The sequence below is a fragment of the Pseudomonas sp. LAMO17WK12:I10 genome, from assembly GCF_900215185.1.
GTDB classification, from domain to species: Bacteria; Pseudomonadota; Gammaproteobacteria; order Pseudomonadales; family Pseudomonadaceae; genus Aquipseudomonas; species Aquipseudomonas chlororaphis.
In genome coordinates, this window is the sequence record NZ_OBDX01000017.1 from 1 (window position 1) to 14,108 (window position 14,108).

A 14,108-nucleotide genomic window follows, 5' to 3' on the forward strand; every position below is an offset into this window, starting at 1 on the left:
CCGCTCGATCTCATTACGAAGTGACGGCGCCCCTGGCGAACGCATCGCTCCCTGGCCTGTCAATTTTTGCATTCATCCTGCAGGTCGCCCCATAAACACCTCGATCAAAGGTGTTGCGACGACCGGTTGAATTCGCCCAATGCGGTAGTCGCCAGTTTCGCCAACGGCTCTAGCGTTACCGCATGCGCCAAAGCATGAGCCGTCGTGGAAACTGTTGGGATACTCAGTTCACTATGCTCAAGAGCGTCGGCCCAATCTGACCCGTGCTGGGATTAATGCGCCGATGGAGCGCGTGTTTCGCAGTTTGAAAACTGAATGGATACCGACCGTGGGCTACATGACGGTTCAAGGCGCGCACCGAGACATCAGTCATTACCTAATGCATCGGTACAACTGGATTCGACCGTACCAATTCAACGGTGGGGTGGCCCCGGTTCAGGCCGAGAAAAAACTTAACGTCGTGTCCGTGATTAGTTGATTACTGCACTGGCTTCGCACGCTTGGCGGAATAATCAGTGTTCTTGCGATAAGGACTACTCGGTTACTAGTCGGTAAAACGGTTCGTTGCGCAGCGCAAGGCTTTGCTCTTCGCCTCCTTCACGCTCACTCCGCATTTCGTTGCGGTAGCTGGTGAACTGCCAATGGAAGGGGCGGACGTCCGAGTCAGGGTGTTGTCCTGGCTGAATGTTATGTTCAATCATTACCGACTCCAGTCGTTCCACGAAATGACGAATCCTGTTCAGACCCTGTGCAGTGTACCGCGAGTCCGCAGTGTCCGGTTTCACATACAGTGTTAGCTGAGCCCCCTCACTAACACGCCCCCCTGGTTCCACTCTTTCCATATCGGTGACCTTCCACTTGTCAATCGGACAATCTTCGGAAAAGAGCAGGCCGGACAGCGCATTAAATGCTAGTGGCACATCCTCTCGTTTTACGCTGATGTGGAGTTTATCACCGGCAAACGCACCTGCGCATTGACGCTGTTCGCGGCGAGCATGCATGAATGCGTCCAGCCCGCTGTTGTTCATCATGAAACCATTGTGCAGCGTGCCAAATCCGCTTTGGCGCATGGCGGAGTAGTCCGGAGCATGTAAGTACTCCCTGAAGTGCGGGGCAGGATCGCCCCTCATTTGCGCCTTTAAACTATCAAAATTCGAATATAAGTGCTCTTGGGTGGGCAGTTTTTGTGCAGCAGCGACGGCGGTGGACGTTTGTAATGGAGAAAGATTCATATGGAGGCTTGGGCGTTTGATGGGCATGGTTCAGTTTCGCGAAAATACCGTTGATGAAGTTTTTGCAGTCGCCCCTTATTTCGAAAAAAAAGGGGGCGCTAAATAACTAATTAACTGACAGTCGAGCCATTTACGACGGTGCAAAAACGGAAGCTGGCCGTGTTTGACTGCACAAGGCCATAATAGTATCCACATTACGTTGCAATCTAGCTGGATCATATTCTTGAATTTGAAAGCTACTGGGCTTGCCGAGCCGCATGGATTCTGCTTTGAGGATGAGGGGGTTGCTGTCAATATCAAACAGCCTGGCTATGCACTCCAGATCGATATTGCCGGAAGCCATGTTGTCGAAATGTGCATAAATTTCATTCATGTCAATCGGGATATATGCCTTTTCCCGCATCCAGTCAGTGAGCGAGACACTTCGAGTTACACCGTCCCCGAAATCAGATTGGTAGAGAAAAGCCGGACGCATTTTATCATCGCTGGCCGGAAGGTCCACTACATAAGCGTGGCCGAGTCCTCCATCTTGAACTCTCAGCAAGAAGTGTTTGTCAACAGGCAAAGAGTCCAGCTTCTCCTTTACCATTGGTAAGTCCAGATTTTCTGCCTTCGCATAACTGTAGTTCTTTTCTTCGCTATCCAAAAACAATTTCATGATGTTATTCGCGGAAAGTCCGCATGCGGGGACGCGGAAAGTGCTGGCGCTGCCTACCATCGCCTCCACCTCATGCAGAGGCATGCCCCATTCGGCAGCTCTTTGCTTGTTACCCTCGTTGATATTTTCTATGATCTTTTTCGGATCTCTTTGGAAGATCGGTACGTCATCGTCACTTTCATTCAAGAGGATGTTGGCCTCAATATTACTCCCTGCGAGGTGGGCGAAGTCCTGTAAAAGTTTCGTGGACATATTTTGAGGAGGTACACTTTTCATTGCTGTAGCCTGTACCGCATGCGGTACCGCTGGTTGCGTCAAAGAACTCGCCGGAGTATTCGGAGCTGAAATGATAATTTTAATTCACCTTAATCTGAATGCAGTTCTGATAAAGTAGTATCAAACTGCACCCCAAGACAGTACGGACCCCAGCCTAATGATTGGTCAGGGGGGAGCATTCTTCGCTGAAAATCGTACCATTCGGCAAAAGACCCGGGTATTTTGCACAAGCCCGGAGCGGGCTGGCTTTTCTTTTTCGCTCAGGCGTTAAGGCACACCAGGATCCGTTGCCGCTTCACATTGGTAGCCCAAGAAAGGCGCAGGCCATAGCCACCACACTTTCGTAATTTCTCTCGAGCTTGTCGAACCGAGATACCACCCTCCCGGTAGTGCTTCAGTTACTGACCCGGCGGCATTCTTCGGTGGAAGACGGCATGTTGTTGCATTGTTACTACTTCTCGGGCTGCCAGTCCTGTGCAATGCACAAGCAATGTACGACGGGTAAGGAGCGCCGGGTAAAGCGCTGGGAACATGAAGCCATAGTCGATGCGATGCAGGCTCGGCTGGAACATGACCCGGGGAAGATGAAGGTTCGCCGCGCTGTTGAGCATCCTTTTGGAACGCTCAAATATTGGATGGGAGCCATCCACTTCCTGACCAAAACCCTGCCGAGGGAAACGCCTCAATCTCGGCGAGCCAGGCTGCGTGCATGCCCAGCGGATGCCAGGCATGGGTCGCAGCCTCAATGCCCGAGCAAACGGAACCGTAGGTAATGTCGGACATAGGGGATCCTCGCAGAATTGCGTGAAGTGAGTGGGGTTGCAGGAATCAGCTACAGTTGAGCTGTCATTTACAAGGAGGTGGTTATGAGTATCAGTGTCTGTGCTGTGTGCAGCGGGACCGCCGACAAGGCTTATCCGGTAGGCAGCTTTGACGACTTCAAATGCCCCGATTGCGGTCGTTATTCTGTGAACCGACAGCTACTTGAGGATATGGAGAGAGCGAATCGGGTTTTTCATACAGTCCGCACACAGCAGTATCTGGTGACTCAATCCAGGTCCGGCCAAGTGCCGACTATTTCCCAGCTCGAAGCATCTATTCATCAGCTGACAATCGATCGATTGCAGAGCACGTGAGAGGTCGCTACAGCGATTCTTCACCGATATCGATTTTGCGGAGCTCCATCACCTCGATGCGCTGCGTACCGTCAGTGATCACCCAGCAAGGCAGCTCGAGGTTGCGGAAGGTGCCGTGGTAGCTGCGGTAGGCGCCGAGCGCTGCCTTTCGGAATGAATCCGCAGCGACACCCGGCCAATCGGCATTGGGCTCCCCCCCCCAGTAGGTTCAGTTCGTACACCGTGGCATTGGCGATGCGCTTCGACGCTGCGCGGATCGTGTTCGGGGATAACTTGAAGTCCTGGGCGACCTCGGCAACGTGCTTATAGGTTAGGGCGTCGTGGATCTGCTGGTCGCGGGCGCCACCTCTGACCTTCCAATAGGAAACAGCCATCGGGGTCACGCCCAGGATTTCAGCCAGCGCTCGACCAGAGCCAGCCGCCAAAATTGCGCGCTCAAGAGGTGCTGGTTTCATAAACATTCCTCCGTCGGCGAGTAAACACAACTCAACGATACGTTTATTTAATAAATATAGAAAGACGAGTAAACTTTGTGTTTATGAAAATCGAGCATTCAGGCGACCGCCTAAGAAAATTCGCCACCCGGCGAGGCATCACGCCTTCGTGGCTTGCGGAGAAATTTGGGGTATCCAACCAGGCGCTTAACAATTGGTTTGGCCGTGGGGTTCCCAAGAAAGATCTGTACCGTGTCAGTCGGGAACTCAATATCCCGTTTGAGTGGCTTGAGCATGGCGGAGATGACGACCCAGCTCTTGAGCTGCCTGCTGACCCTCGCGATAGAGACGCTTCCGGAGAGCTGGTTGATATTGATGCCTGGGATGATGAGACGCCTCTCGGTGATAACGAGGTTTATGTCCCATTTCTACAGGAGGTGGAGCTTTCGGCTGGATCCGGAAAATTTGTAATTGAGGAAAGCGATAGCTCAAGGCTTCGATTCTTCAAAAAAGACCTGCGCCATAACAGCGTGCAGTTCAGCAACGCCAAGTGCGTGATGGTCAGTGGCAATAGCATGTTGCCGGTGCTGCGCAACGGTGCAACCGTTGGAGTCAACGTCGGAAAGAGCTCGCTACGCGATATCGTCGACGGCGAAATGTACGCTATCAATCACAACGGCCAGCTTCGGGTTAAGCAGCTGTACCGACTCCCAACCGGAATACGCCTCCGCAGCTTCAACCGTGACGAACATCCAGACGAGGACTACACCTTCGCGGAGATCCAGGACCAGCACATTTCTATCCTGGGCCATGTGTTCTGGTGGGCGATGTATTCGCGCTGATCACCCAGCGCCGCGGAAGTATTGAATGACGAAGAAGCGGCCGACAGATACCAAGGCAGCGACTGCTGCTGATATCGAGCGATCCATCCAGGCCCTCAACAAAATGGCTGAGCGGCTTTGGGGTGATGGACGAGAAGCTGAGGCTAAAGCCCTCCTCGATGCCCTGGACGCGCTAAACCGAGCGCTAGACCGGATCAGGATTGGAGAGAGCCGCAGGGTTGTGACCCTCCATTAAGGAATCTGGCGCGACGGGGATTTGTAGAATCAATTGAAGCGCCTAGCGCATGGAGAGATCGGTGAGCGAAAAAGTAACGATTCATGAGCTTACGCATCGAAGGTCATCAATTTTTATTGATGAATACGTAGATCGTTATTCTGCGAGGGTTATCAGCTGGAATGGAGATGAGCGACTGCATGTCACCTTCGGGCGTGATTCACTTGAAGTGATCAGCGAGCCAATTGTTCCTGACCCAGAAAATCCAATGAAGGCGACGCTTGGATCTGGAAAAAGCACTCCGTACCGAAATGATGTGGCCTCACTTACGATGCCGATTGATGTGGCTGAGAAGCTAGCGATCACCCTGCTCAGAATGGTTGCAGACTCTAAAGACAGGGAGAGCTCGGAGTCAGATCAATGAATTTGCATTTTGGTATAGAGTCACACTCCGACCCCTTGGATCATGATGACGGTACTGATGATTTTATCATCGGAAAGTATCGCGCTCAGATTGACGGAGTGGAGGCTCCCCCGAGAGTATCAATCTCAACAGGATACAGTCCGAGGAGCTTGAGCTACTGCGGGATATCGAAGAGCTGAGCACGCTGTACGTAGATGAATTAGACGCAACGCAGCACAAAATATTGCGTAATCCGATTGCGCACGAACAGGCACTAAACTCTCTTACTGAAAGTGACAATATCTCTCAGCAAAGCGATACTGTGCCCATGAACGACATTACACGCGAAGAATTCAACGCAAAACTCGAGACCATCGAAGCAAGGATGGATGCTCGGGTAGAGTCCGTGTCGTCAAAAATTGATGCGTTTCTTGCTACCCAATCTGCAGTTCAGGTTGAGCGAGACAAAGCACAGGCTGAGCGAGATAAGCGTTTCGAGATGCTCGCTGAGCGCGCCACAAAAGCTGCAGAAGGTGCTGAAGAAGCTGCCAAGCAATCTGCGACAATTAAGGCGAATTACTGGGCCGCGGTTGCCGTTCAGTTGTTGGCAGTCGTAGCAATTCTTGTCGGCGCTTATTATGCAAACCAGGCCAATGTCTTTGGTGCAATGCAGACAACGATGTCGGCGTACCAAGCCGGCAAGGACTCTGCAAAGCCTGCCGAAGCGCCTCAGGCTCCACCTGCAGAATAGTTAGCCAAAATCTAAGCATGCCCGGCCCAGCGCCGGGCTTTTTGTTTCCGCCCTCCCCGCCTGATCCCATAGCCCGCCAAGTGCGGGCTTTTTTGTGTCTGGAATTCCTGTCGGCTGTTCAGCCTGGCAAGCCATTCACCAAATCCAATAAACAAAATAAACATTTTGTGTTGACGCGTTTATATACGTGTTGTTTACTAATCCCATCGCAGCGACACAGTCCCTGCGAAGGGCCTCGAAAGGGCCTGACCGCTCTTTAACAACTTGATGGACGCCGAGCTGGCCGATGCATAGCCAGCGGACGTACCGCGCAACGGTACGCAGCGATTCGACCTCATGTCGGCGCTGGGCATAGGAGACCTCATTCGGAGGGCGTAGCTGGAGAGGCTGCGTGGTAATGAGTAAGCGTTTGGCTTTGGGACCTCGATCCCGTGTCGCGCCGAAAGACATCAACGGGAAAGCGACCGTTGGCCTATGCAAAAAGAAAGAGTTTACCGGCCCGCCGAGTGTGGGCCGGATGCTCTCCAGAGGGCCCTCAAAAGGACCTTGTGGAAAGCAGAACTTTACCTGCGAGCTGATCCATAGCTTCCCGAAACTTTAATTCGCCTGATGCTTTCAAGCTTAGAAATCAGATGGATTCGCTCTTTCATAAGGCTTTCTTTGTGAGGTCTGAGTTGGCGCGCTATCTGCCCGGCACGCCGGGGTGATGCATCTTCAAGCTCAAGCTGAAGCCGCTCAATTTGTTGCTGAAGTTTCGCAATCTTCTCTTTGGTAGAGAGTTTTTTACTTCCGCTTTTTTTGATCGGCTTCTGGTCGTTCATTTCCGCCTTCCGGTACCTGGACCGCCTCCATGAAACACCTTGGTTTCAGCGTAGAGCGTATCGCCTTGGCCTGGCTTGTAGCGAGTTTTCCGCTCATTGCGGCAGCCCTCGCACATAACTGGCGGATTAACCCAGTCGGCTCTATAGCTGAACTTGGTGGTTTTGCAGAACCTACAGTTCGCGACAATCCAACCACTTTTTGGCTGCTTCGGCGGAGGCGCTTCGAAAGGCGTTGGAATAGCGGGCAGGCTTGCCTTCTCCATGGCCTGCTTGAGCTGCATCAGTACTGCGAGATTCTTCGGGTCCATGGCATTCGCCTTTGAGTTCGCACTTCCCGAGATTAGCAGCGGCAAAGCGCCACCACCAGAACCTGTAGACGACAGGCATTTGACACACCCCATACATCTAAATCGATGAGGTTTTTATGATTCGTACCAAACAAATTGGCTCTGTAAAAGTTACCGATCCAAGTGGCGGAAAGCACGCCGTGCTGCAATTTCAGGATGAAGTGACAACAAATACGTTGTCCGGCCCTCGCACAACTCTCGGACTGAAGTCGTATCGTCTCGAAAACGGCAATCCAGTTAACTATGTGTCTGAGATAGAGTTTTACGATGTTTTTGGAGAGCGAAAACTTTCTGTAGTTGCCTGAAACTGACTCTGTAAACCCGGCCTGTCTCCGGTAGCGGGTCACGGCGGAAGGCATCACTGAAGCCCGTTCACTGAGCGGGCTTTGGGATGTTTACCAGGTGCTACCGATTTTGCCGGGAGCTGATTAGCTGCTGGCATTTATCAGCCACCTCCGGGTGGGATATCGCCACATCGGACAGCACGCGATACATCTCGTGCTCATCCGGAAATGGGTGAGAGCGCATCGGGGTGTGATCTGAACCGCCAGCAACCTTTAAGGCGCTGGCAACTAGCCGAGACACGAGGGTTCGCGACCTCGGGAAGAAAGCGAGACCACGACCAGGCAGTGAGAAATCACCGGAGCGTGGCTTGAGGGGGCGCACTCAGAGGCGCAAAGCGGGGCTTGCCTTCCGCGCAGATCACACCCCGATGCGGACGAAACTGCGGCCTATACCAGATGGCCGACGCCATGCTCGCCGCCCGGTCCGCATAACCCCAAACACTGGAGGTCGCCATGCTCAAGCGTCGGAAGGTCGTCGAGGACCAGGGCGAGGTGATCGGCATCGTGCATTCGCACCCAGACGCCACCAGCCGGCCGTCGCCGCGCGACCTGGCCATGTGCGAGGCCACCGCGCTGCCCTGGCACATCCTGAGCTGGCCCGAAGGGGATCTGCGCACCATCGCACCGGCGGGCAACACGCCGCTGCTCAAGCGACCATTCGTCCACGGTGCCTGGGACTGCTGGCAGGTCTGCGCCGATTGGTACAAGCGCGAGTGGGGGCTGGAGTTCGAAGCATTCCAGTGCGCTGATGGCTGGTGGGAAGACCCGGCCGGGCCGAGCCTCTACGAGCAGGCCTATGAAGCGGCGGGATTCGTGCGAGTGGACCAGCCGCAGCGCGGCGACATGATCGTCATGGCCGTGGGCCTCACGGCGCACCCGAACCACGCGGGGATTTACCTAGGCCCGGATCCGCAGCTGCCCGGGGAGGCGGCCGAGGTGTTCGGACCAGGCCCGTTCCTGCTACACCACCTGTATGGCCGGCCAAGCGAAATCATCGTTTTCGGCGGGCCTTGGCTCGATCGAACGCGCCTGATCCTTAGGCACAAAGATGCACAACCAACCACATGATGCGGCAGGGCCGCGGGAGAAGGATATGCACACCAACCAGCGTTACATGCTGACTTTGAAAGACCTGTTCATCATGTCCGGCGGCGCGATCTGCTGGGCCGAGGCTGAGGTCGCCTTCCTAGATGGTGATGCTGAAGTTGATCGCATAAAGTTATCTGGCAAGGTAGGTCCGGGTGGTTTCGGATATCGGCGGAGCTATGAAGGCAAGCCTGGTCTAGCTGCCAAGCTTGTTACAGGCGTAGGCCAGATCACGTTTGAGATGATCTGACCTTGAGGCATTACACCGGCTGGGGCAGTCCGCCAATGAAGCTATCAGTGCCAAGCTCGTGCGAACCGTAGCTGACCTTATACTCGCCACCTAAGTCTGCTGCCTTCGCTTGGGCTGCATCCTTCGTGAGGTACACCCCGACAAAATGCCACGGGCTGTTACGGGTCACTCCCCAGCCTAGAACCGATCCTGGGGCTTGCAGGCAAAGGACTGGGGAATCCGCTGCGTGTGGCAGGAGGCTACTATTCAGCGGGAGAGGGGCGCTACTGTGGATTCGTACAGGCGGGAGAGGCCCGGGCCGAGGCTTGGAGAAGGGTTCTCATATTGTGAGTACCCTACGGTCCGCCTGGGGCGTGCAGCTTTTGAAACTCGCGTATATCGGAGCTGAAGTCGAATGTAGTGAGGCTTACAAGGGCTGACCGGGATCAACGTGTGGTGATCACGCCGGAAGGCATTGATCGGCGCTTCTACGAGATTTGCGCCTTGTCCGAACTGAAGGGCGCACTGCGCTCTGGCGACATCTGGGTGAATGGCTCACGGCAGTTTCGTGACTTTGAAGATTACCTGCTGCCGCCCGCGAAGTTTGCCGCACTCAAGAAGGAACAGGCACTGCTATTGGCAATCCCATTCAAATCAGTTGTTTGAAGGGATGAACTACCACCACTTCATCAGGTATGTATTCTCGAGTTGTCTTATTTCAGACATCTGCTTTTTTCTGCGATCTGGATGTTCTATAAAACGATTCATGTGGGAGGCTATTGTTTTTCTGGTTTGCCATTGTGAATCTGGCGGTTTTCATACTTTATTCCTGAATTTTAATTGTTGGAAAGTGAGCAATTCGCATCATGATGCTTGTTCACGTTAATGAGTGGATTTATGGAGAATCAAATAAGGCGAAGAAAGTAAATGCTGCTGTGACCCCCGAACTGCGCCAGCCACGCATCGGCTTCGTCTGCTGTAACACGTAGCCTAGTGGCCCGATACTATGCCAGCCAAATCAAGCGCACAAAAAGTCTCTATTTACTGTCTGATGAGATACCAGAAATTTCGCTAAACAGTCAATTTTGCGCACGCATGCGACACCCACGCGGAGCATTTACATGGACGGCCATCACGTGTAAGTGAGAGGTAGATGGATGGCTTTTTTTAAAAATCACAAGGAAATCTATATGACAACTTTTGACGAGGCTCTAAGCAGAGTCACTGGTTTATTGACGAGCGATGCTGAAATCAACCGATATATTAGCCAACCACTTTTAAATTGCGAAAATGCATCGAGTCGCGTTACAACCCTTCTGCAAGCGAATAATATCGCCTATGAGGTGAGAGGCTTGCTTACATGGGAGAACGCTGAGGATGGTGCCAGCGGCAATCACTTTGTGGTGATTGCCAAGATCGACGAGCAGCGCGTAATGATCGACATAACGGCCGGTCAGTTTTCCACGCACCGCATCGGTACGCCCATTATCGATAGCGCTAAAAATTGGGAGGAACAATTTCTCGCGTTGCCTAGACTTCGTCGTGTAGTCATTAAATTTCGGGATTTTCCGACTCATGCGCTCGCCAACAGTGCGGTAGCCGCAACAAATGAGCCCCTATTGACTGATCCGGCATGGACATTGTTAGGTGAAGCACGCGCTTGGGCCAAGGATCATCTTGATTATCCGCGCTGGGGTAGTAGGTATGCAGAATACCAGTTGTCGATTTCACCGCTCACCCCGCGCTCTCTTCGTCCGACGGAGGAACAACGAACAGCAACACTGGCCGAGCTGGCACGCCTTTTCGAAAAAGAAGTAACACTGTTCAAGGCTGTAAAAGAAGAAATCGACAACGGCGCCCGCAGTATCCCGGACACTCTGGATGATCGACAACGGCTGATCGCCAAAGCGGGCACACCAGATGGTCCTTCGTATACACGTATTCTTGATGAACTTGATCGATACCACACTGAAGCCAATGGCCTCAGTGTCATGGTAAAGATGGGGAAATTGAGTGATCTGGCTCAATTGGCTGATGAATACGCGGCGACTCACACCCGTAACCTCAATGATAGATCTGCCAAATTACTCGAATTTGCGAAGCATGCGCGAGCCTACGCTATCGGCTTGCGCCTGCGGGAAAATGCGCTTGGCAGTCTCGATTTATCCCAGGGATGGCGGCGTCCCTCATTGACAAAATTGGCTGAATTTGATCGTGATTATATCGAACCGACCTCTGGGAGGAATTTTCGTCGACAACTGATCGTTCAATTGGAGGGAGATGATGTCAGTTTTAATGCGGCAATGGCTCTGTTTAGCAAATACCCAAGGCACACCGAATGGGTACAATTGGAGTCAGGAGAAACATGGACAAATATTAGATCCCGGGCACCGCTGCAACTCTATGGCAGTGGACGGGTCAAGATAGTCTTGGTCGGACATGGCGTTAACATTGATGGACGAACTTTGTTTGGAGGAAAAACCGTCGACGAACTGAAAGCTAGTCTGACTGCACTGATGGCACAAGCCTCCCGGGATAAGATTAAAGGTATCCACCTGGATTTGGTCGGCTGCGAGTTGCTGAATGAGCGTCAACCCCTAGCCACCAGCTTGCCCGGTGAGCTGGGAGAGTGGTTGCTCAGTACGGGTGACGGCATGCAGATCAGTCGGAACAATCTGTCACTGAGCGCCCGCAAGTATGCCGTACGCGTCACTGAAAATGGAAAGAAAGAAATTCTGACGCCGGAATGGGGCTGGATCAACAAGGAAGAAGCGCGACTCAAGGATGTTGTACATAAAGTGGAGCTAGTGTGGGATGCCAAACTCGGTGCACTCGCGCGCAAGCCGCTGCCGATGAGCGGCTTGATGGAAGCCGGTGGAGAAATTGAAAGCGTGATTCACCATCCAGGGCTTAGTGACGCAGATCGGGTAGAACTAGTTCGTCTGCATCAAACCGTGGGCGACCAGGTTCGCAAACAGGTCTTGGATCTAGATCCCCCAGACGCGGAACACCGAAGGGCTATCGAACAATTCGCAATTAAAAATACCCGTAGCGCGATTCTTGCCGCGCAGTGGGTTGAAGCCGTACAAGCGCTGACGCAACAGCATCAAGTGTCCAATGAGTGGCTGCCGACATTGCAAAGTCGTAGCACCGAAAGCGGCGCCACCGAACTCCTGTTCATCCGTCGAACCGCCAATGTTGACGACGCAGAACCGTCACGCTGGATTACCACCAATAACAATGCCGATTATCCTCAGATTCATGCTGAAATAAATGAATTGGTCAATGATGTCAGCCGGGGACTCACATGGCATGAGGCTGAACAGGGATTACGGATCCGGTCGGATTTGTCAGAAACAGATGCAATACACACCCTGAATGCCGCTTTCATGTTGAAAACCTTGATCGAGATACGCTCCAGAAATGGCGAGCTAACGACAATGAGCGATGCACTCAAAGTACAAGTGTATGCACAATTGGCTCAAAATGGCATTCAATTGGTCAACGATGGCGCCAGGATGGGCCAGCTGATTCGCTCAGCACTTGGCACGGAATTAAACTTGGTGCCCAAAGCAATGACACTCATCGGGAGAATGGGGGCAGGAGTAAATGTGGCATTTGATGCCATCAATATCGGCGCCATTATCGTCGAATTGAATCAGACCTCAGACTTGGCTGCCCGTGCAGCCATTGAATCCAAACTTGGCTTGTCTGTTGTTGGCAGCGGGGTGAGCATCGCCGGTCTGATTGCTGGCGTGGCTGGCGCTGGCACCGTGGCTGGTGTACTAGGAGCTCTGGCAGTACCCTTGGCTGGCTTGGCGGTCGGCGTTCCCATTCTGGTCGAAAATTATGAACGGCTACGCCAAGGATTCGATCAAGCCTCGGCATATATGGACGCGATCATGAACAGCGTCTCCATGCCTGGCTTGCGGCAGGATGGCCAAATCTGGCAATTTCAACCGGGGGCAGTCGTCAAAACAATCGATTTTAAAGAAGGCGAAACACAATACGGTTACGTTTTAATCAAGGGAACCAAAGGGGGAAGCTGGCATACCGTGACAGGAGGCTGGGACCATTATTTGGCCCGGCCCGATCCGGATCCTACTTTGTATCTGAATGTGTATACCGGCCTCGGCGCCCAAAGAAACCAATCGTTCGATGCCAGCCAAGCAAGTGTCGTGTTGCTGCCAAGCGGGGTTGATCGCCATATCAATATGGATTATGCGCAATTGACCGGCCGAAGGACCGCTAATGCACCGGCATTGCGTCGTTTGCACGAGTATTATGGGGATCAATTCGTTTGGGGTATGTACGCTTTTCCAACAGATTGGGGTATTTACCAGCTCACCGTGGATTTGGAAGCTACTGGCATCCATACCATACTGGATGCCACTCAGCGGACGTTGATCGTACCGACCGTTGTCGACGAAAACGAACGTCAGCATCTGAACTATCACATCACCGGCGGCAACGGTACTTGCACCGTGGTCCTGCCCGCTATTCCAGTTTCGATCAGTATCGATAGTCCCAGGAGGCCGAATCCACACGCTACCACGAACAATGAATGGATTTTTGATATTGATTATGCAGTGAAACAGCACTCCATCGTCGATGGCAAAGTTGTGCTGGGCGAGCTCAAGGAGGATGTGTTTGCAGGCTTGCAGTTGCGGCACCAGTTCTTCTCGATCGGCGGGCAAGCAGTGGAGTTCATTGGGAATGACCCCGTCCCGGTATTGGTCACGACCATTGGCAATGTCGCCACGCTGCAAATACATTTGGGGCTTGGAGAGGAGCCATACCGAGGCGAACCCTGCCTGTTGATGCAAGCATTACCTTCGGCGCAGGATTTGGTGATATTGCAACGTTATTTTTCGACGTCGACCACCGAATCCCTGTTAACAAATGGCCTGATTCAAGCGATTATCGATCTTGGAGGAACGATCGGTCGACGTGCCGGTCTCTTTCATATCACCACTGGTGAGTTTCTTTATTCTGGCGGTAGCCTATCAGTAGTTCCGTTGGTGCCGGAAATAACTTATTCCTAAACTTGGGGCGACAAGCTCTAAGCTCAGAAATTTCTCGCATCAGCTTATTAGTCCCTCCATTTCATGCGAAGTGGAGGGACTATATCAAATCAATTTTTGGAAGATGATTGCCAGTTTTGTCACTCCCCTAAGAAGGTGTAGACAAAATAAACTAAAGTTACTATTTCTTCTGCCTGGACAGCCTTGAAGTCATGCCTAGAACCGGACGCCCACCCGCGATTGCCGCAGAGCAGTATCCAGCGCCGCCTGACGACATGGTCGCTGCCTGGCTGATCGGTTTCTCCGGGGCT

15 protein-coding genes and 3 pseudogenes are annotated in these 14,108 nt (G+C 52.8%); 12 read left to right on the forward strand and 6 right to left on the reverse strand.

Annotated elements, in window-relative coordinates; all coding sequences use genetic code 11:
• Positions 1 to 128: 128 nt before the first annotated feature.
• Positions 129 to 478 (forward strand): annotated as a pseudogene (locus tag CRO75_RS18450) (hypothetical protein); the annotation flags it as partial.
• A 55-nt stretch (positions 479 to 533) separates the two neighbouring features.
• On the opposite strand, the gene CRO75_RS18455 reads toward CRO75_RS18450, so the two are convergent.
• The 3 genes and pseudogenes from CRO75_RS18455 to CRO75_RS32400 form a co-directional block, all read right to left on the reverse strand.
• On the reverse strand, positions 534 to 1,259 hold the full coding sequence (locus tag CRO75_RS18455) for a type III secretion system effector phosphothreonine lyase (RefSeq protein ID WP_097137373.1): 726 nt from the start codon (positions 1,257 to 1,259) through the stop codon (positions 534 to 536).
• 103 nt (positions 1,260 to 1,362) lie between these two features.
• Complete coding sequence (locus tag CRO75_RS18460) at positions 1,363 to 2,166, reverse strand: cycle-inhibiting factor (RefSeq protein ID WP_110402615.1); 804 nt, start codon at positions 2,164 to 2,166, stop codon at positions 1,363 to 1,365.
• A gap of 295 nt (positions 2,167 to 2,461) precedes the next feature.
• Positions 2,462 to 2,564: pseudogene (locus CRO75_RS32400) on the reverse strand (IS5/IS1182 family transposase); the annotation flags it as partial.
• On the opposite strand from CRO75_RS32400, the pseudogene CRO75_RS18465 reads away from it, so the two are divergent.
• Together CRO75_RS18465 and CRO75_RS33135 are read left to right on the forward strand one after the other, a co-directional pair.
• Positions 2,565 to 2,840: pseudogene (locus tag CRO75_RS18465) on the forward strand (transposase); the annotation flags it as partial. It lies immediately after the preceding pseudogene.
• A 192-nt stretch (positions 2,841 to 3,032) separates the two neighbouring features.
• Positions 3,033 to 3,302 (forward strand): hypothetical protein, encoded by a 270-nt coding sequence (locus tag CRO75_RS33135; RefSeq protein ID WP_097137378.1) that lies wholly within the window; start codon positions 3,033 to 3,035, stop codon positions 3,300 to 3,302.
• 71 nt (positions 3,303 to 3,373) lie between these two features.
• On the opposite strand, the gene CRO75_RS32865 is transcribed toward CRO75_RS33135, so the two are convergent.
• Positions 3,374 to 3,757 carry a hypothetical protein gene (locus CRO75_RS32865; protein ID WP_097137380.1) on the reverse strand — a complete coding sequence of 128 codons (384 nt, stop codon included), beginning with the start codon at positions 3,755 to 3,757 and terminating at the stop codon, positions 3,374 to 3,376.
• 83 nt (positions 3,758 to 3,840) lie between these two features.
• Here CRO75_RS32865 and CRO75_RS33240 point away from each other — a divergent pair, with 83 nt between their 5' ends.
• From CRO75_RS33240 to CRO75_RS33015, 4 genes are all read left to right on the forward strand, one after another.
• Positions 3,841 to 4,578 (forward strand): XRE family transcriptional regulator, encoded by a 738-nt coding sequence (locus CRO75_RS33240; RefSeq protein ID WP_239990610.1) that lies wholly within the window; start codon positions 3,841 to 3,843, stop codon positions 4,576 to 4,578.
• Between the two features lie 25 nt (positions 4,579 to 4,603).
• Complete coding sequence (locus tag CRO75_RS33245) at positions 4,604 to 4,813, forward strand: hypothetical protein (protein WP_097137382.1); 210 nt, start codon at positions 4,604 to 4,606, stop codon at positions 4,811 to 4,813.
• A gap of 61 nt (positions 4,814 to 4,874) precedes the next feature.
• On the forward strand, positions 4,875 to 5,216 hold the full coding sequence (locus tag CRO75_RS32570) for a hypothetical protein (protein WP_143503956.1): 342 nt from the start codon (positions 4,875 to 4,877) through the stop codon (positions 5,214 to 5,216).
• A 307-nt stretch (positions 5,217 to 5,523) separates the two neighbouring features.
• On the forward strand, positions 5,524 to 5,946 hold the full coding sequence (locus CRO75_RS33015; protein ID WP_177409766.1) for a hypothetical protein: 423 nt from the start codon (positions 5,524 to 5,526) through the stop codon (positions 5,944 to 5,946).
• Between the two features lie 563 nt (positions 5,947 to 6,509).
• Here CRO75_RS33015 and CRO75_RS32575 read toward each other — a convergent pair.
• Together CRO75_RS32575 and CRO75_RS32580 are read right to left on the reverse strand one after the other, a co-directional pair.
• Positions 6,510 to 6,767, reverse strand: coding sequence for a hypothetical protein (locus CRO75_RS32575; RefSeq protein ID WP_143503959.1), 258 nt, complete (start codon positions 6,765 to 6,767; stop codon positions 6,510 to 6,512).
• On the reverse strand, positions 6,764 to 7,075 hold the full coding sequence (locus tag CRO75_RS32580; protein ID WP_143503962.1) for a hypothetical protein: 312 nt from the start codon (positions 7,073 to 7,075) through the stop codon (positions 6,764 to 6,766). The genes CRO75_RS32575 and CRO75_RS32580 overlap by 4 nt, the downstream gene beginning before the upstream one ends.
• Positions 7,076 to 7,191: 116 nt before the next feature.
• On the opposite strand from CRO75_RS32580, the gene CRO75_RS18495 reads away from it, so the two are divergent.
• From CRO75_RS18495 to CRO75_RS18520, 5 genes are all read left to right on the forward strand, one after another.
• The gene (locus tag CRO75_RS18495; RefSeq protein ID WP_097137384.1) at positions 7,192 to 7,419 is read left to right on the forward strand and encodes a hypothetical protein; all 228 of its coding nucleotides are present in this window, start codon (positions 7,192 to 7,194) and stop codon (positions 7,417 to 7,419) included.
• Positions 7,420 to 7,911: 492 nt separating this feature from the next.
• Complete coding sequence (locus CRO75_RS18500) at positions 7,912 to 8,526, forward strand: Mov34/MPN/PAD-1 family protein (RefSeq protein ID WP_239990611.1); 615 nt, start codon at positions 7,912 to 7,914, stop codon at positions 8,524 to 8,526.
• Between the two features lie 25 nt (positions 8,527 to 8,551).
• On the forward strand, positions 8,552 to 8,794 hold the full coding sequence (locus tag CRO75_RS18505; protein WP_097137387.1) for a hypothetical protein: 243 nt from the start codon (positions 8,552 to 8,554) through the stop codon (positions 8,792 to 8,794).
• Between the two features lie 432 nt (positions 8,795 to 9,226).
• Positions 9,227 to 9,439: a hypothetical protein gene (locus CRO75_RS18515; RefSeq protein ID WP_345789168.1), complete on the forward strand. Its 213-nt coding sequence runs from the start codon at positions 9,227 to 9,229 to the stop codon at positions 9,437 to 9,439.
• 524 nt (positions 9,440 to 9,963) lie between these two features.
• Positions 9,964 to 13,818: a TcdA/TcdB pore-forming domain-containing protein gene (locus CRO75_RS18520; RefSeq protein WP_158539500.1), complete on the forward strand. Its 3,855-nt coding sequence runs from the start codon at positions 9,964 to 9,966 to the stop codon at positions 13,816 to 13,818.
• Positions 13,819 to 14,108 lie beyond the last annotated feature (290 nt).

What these genes read in the sequence shown, in the direction of transcription:
- CRO75_RS32865 (WP_097137380.1), bottom strand. Translation starts at nt 3,757, where the DNA reads ATGAAACCAGCACCTCTTGAGCGCGCAATTTTGGCGGCTGGCTCTGGT.
- CRO75_RS32575 (WP_143503959.1), bottom strand. Translation starts at nt 6,767, where the DNA reads ATGAACGACCAGAAGCCGATCAAAAAAAGCGGAAGTAAAAAACTCTCT.
- CRO75_RS18495 (WP_097137384.1), top strand. Translation starts at nt 7,192, where the DNA reads ATGATTCGTACCAAACAAATTGGCTCTGTAAAAGTTACCGATCCAAGT.
- CRO75_RS18505 (WP_097137387.1), top strand. Translation starts at nt 8,552, where the DNA reads ATGCACACCAACCAGCGTTACATGCTGACTTTGAAAGACCTGTTCATC.
- CRO75_RS18520 (WP_158539500.1), top strand. Translation starts at nt 9,964, where the DNA reads ATGACAACTTTTGACGAGGCTCTAAGCAGAGTCACTGGTTTATTGACG.
- CRO75_RS32580 (WP_143503962.1), bottom strand. Translation starts at nt 7,075, where the DNA reads ATGGACCCGAAGAATCTCGCAGTACTGATGCAGCTCAAGCAGGCCATG.
- CRO75_RS18460 (WP_110402615.1), bottom strand. Translation starts at nt 2,166, where the DNA reads ATGAAAAGTGTACCTCCTCAAAATATGTCCACGAAACTTTTACAGGAC.
- CRO75_RS33240 (WP_239990610.1), top strand. Translation starts at nt 3,841, where the DNA reads ATGAAAATCGAGCATTCAGGCGACCGCCTAAGAAAATTCGCCACCCGG.
- CRO75_RS33245 (WP_097137382.1), top strand. Translation starts at nt 4,604, where the DNA reads ATGACGAAGAAGCGGCCGACAGATACCAAGGCAGCGACTGCTGCTGAT.
- CRO75_RS33015 (WP_177409766.1), top strand. Translation starts at nt 5,524, where the DNA reads ATGAACGACATTACACGCGAAGAATTCAACGCAAAACTCGAGACCATC.
- CRO75_RS18500 (WP_239990611.1), top strand. Translation starts at nt 7,912, where the DNA reads ATGCTCAAGCGTCGGAAGGTCGTCGAGGACCAGGGCGAGGTGATCGGC.
- CRO75_RS18455 (WP_097137373.1), bottom strand. Translation starts at nt 1,259, where the DNA reads ATGCCCATCAAACGCCCAAGCCTCCATATGAATCTTTCTCCATTACAA.
- CRO75_RS33135 (WP_097137378.1), top strand. Translation starts at nt 3,033, where the DNA reads ATGAGTATCAGTGTCTGTGCTGTGTGCAGCGGGACCGCCGACAAGGCT.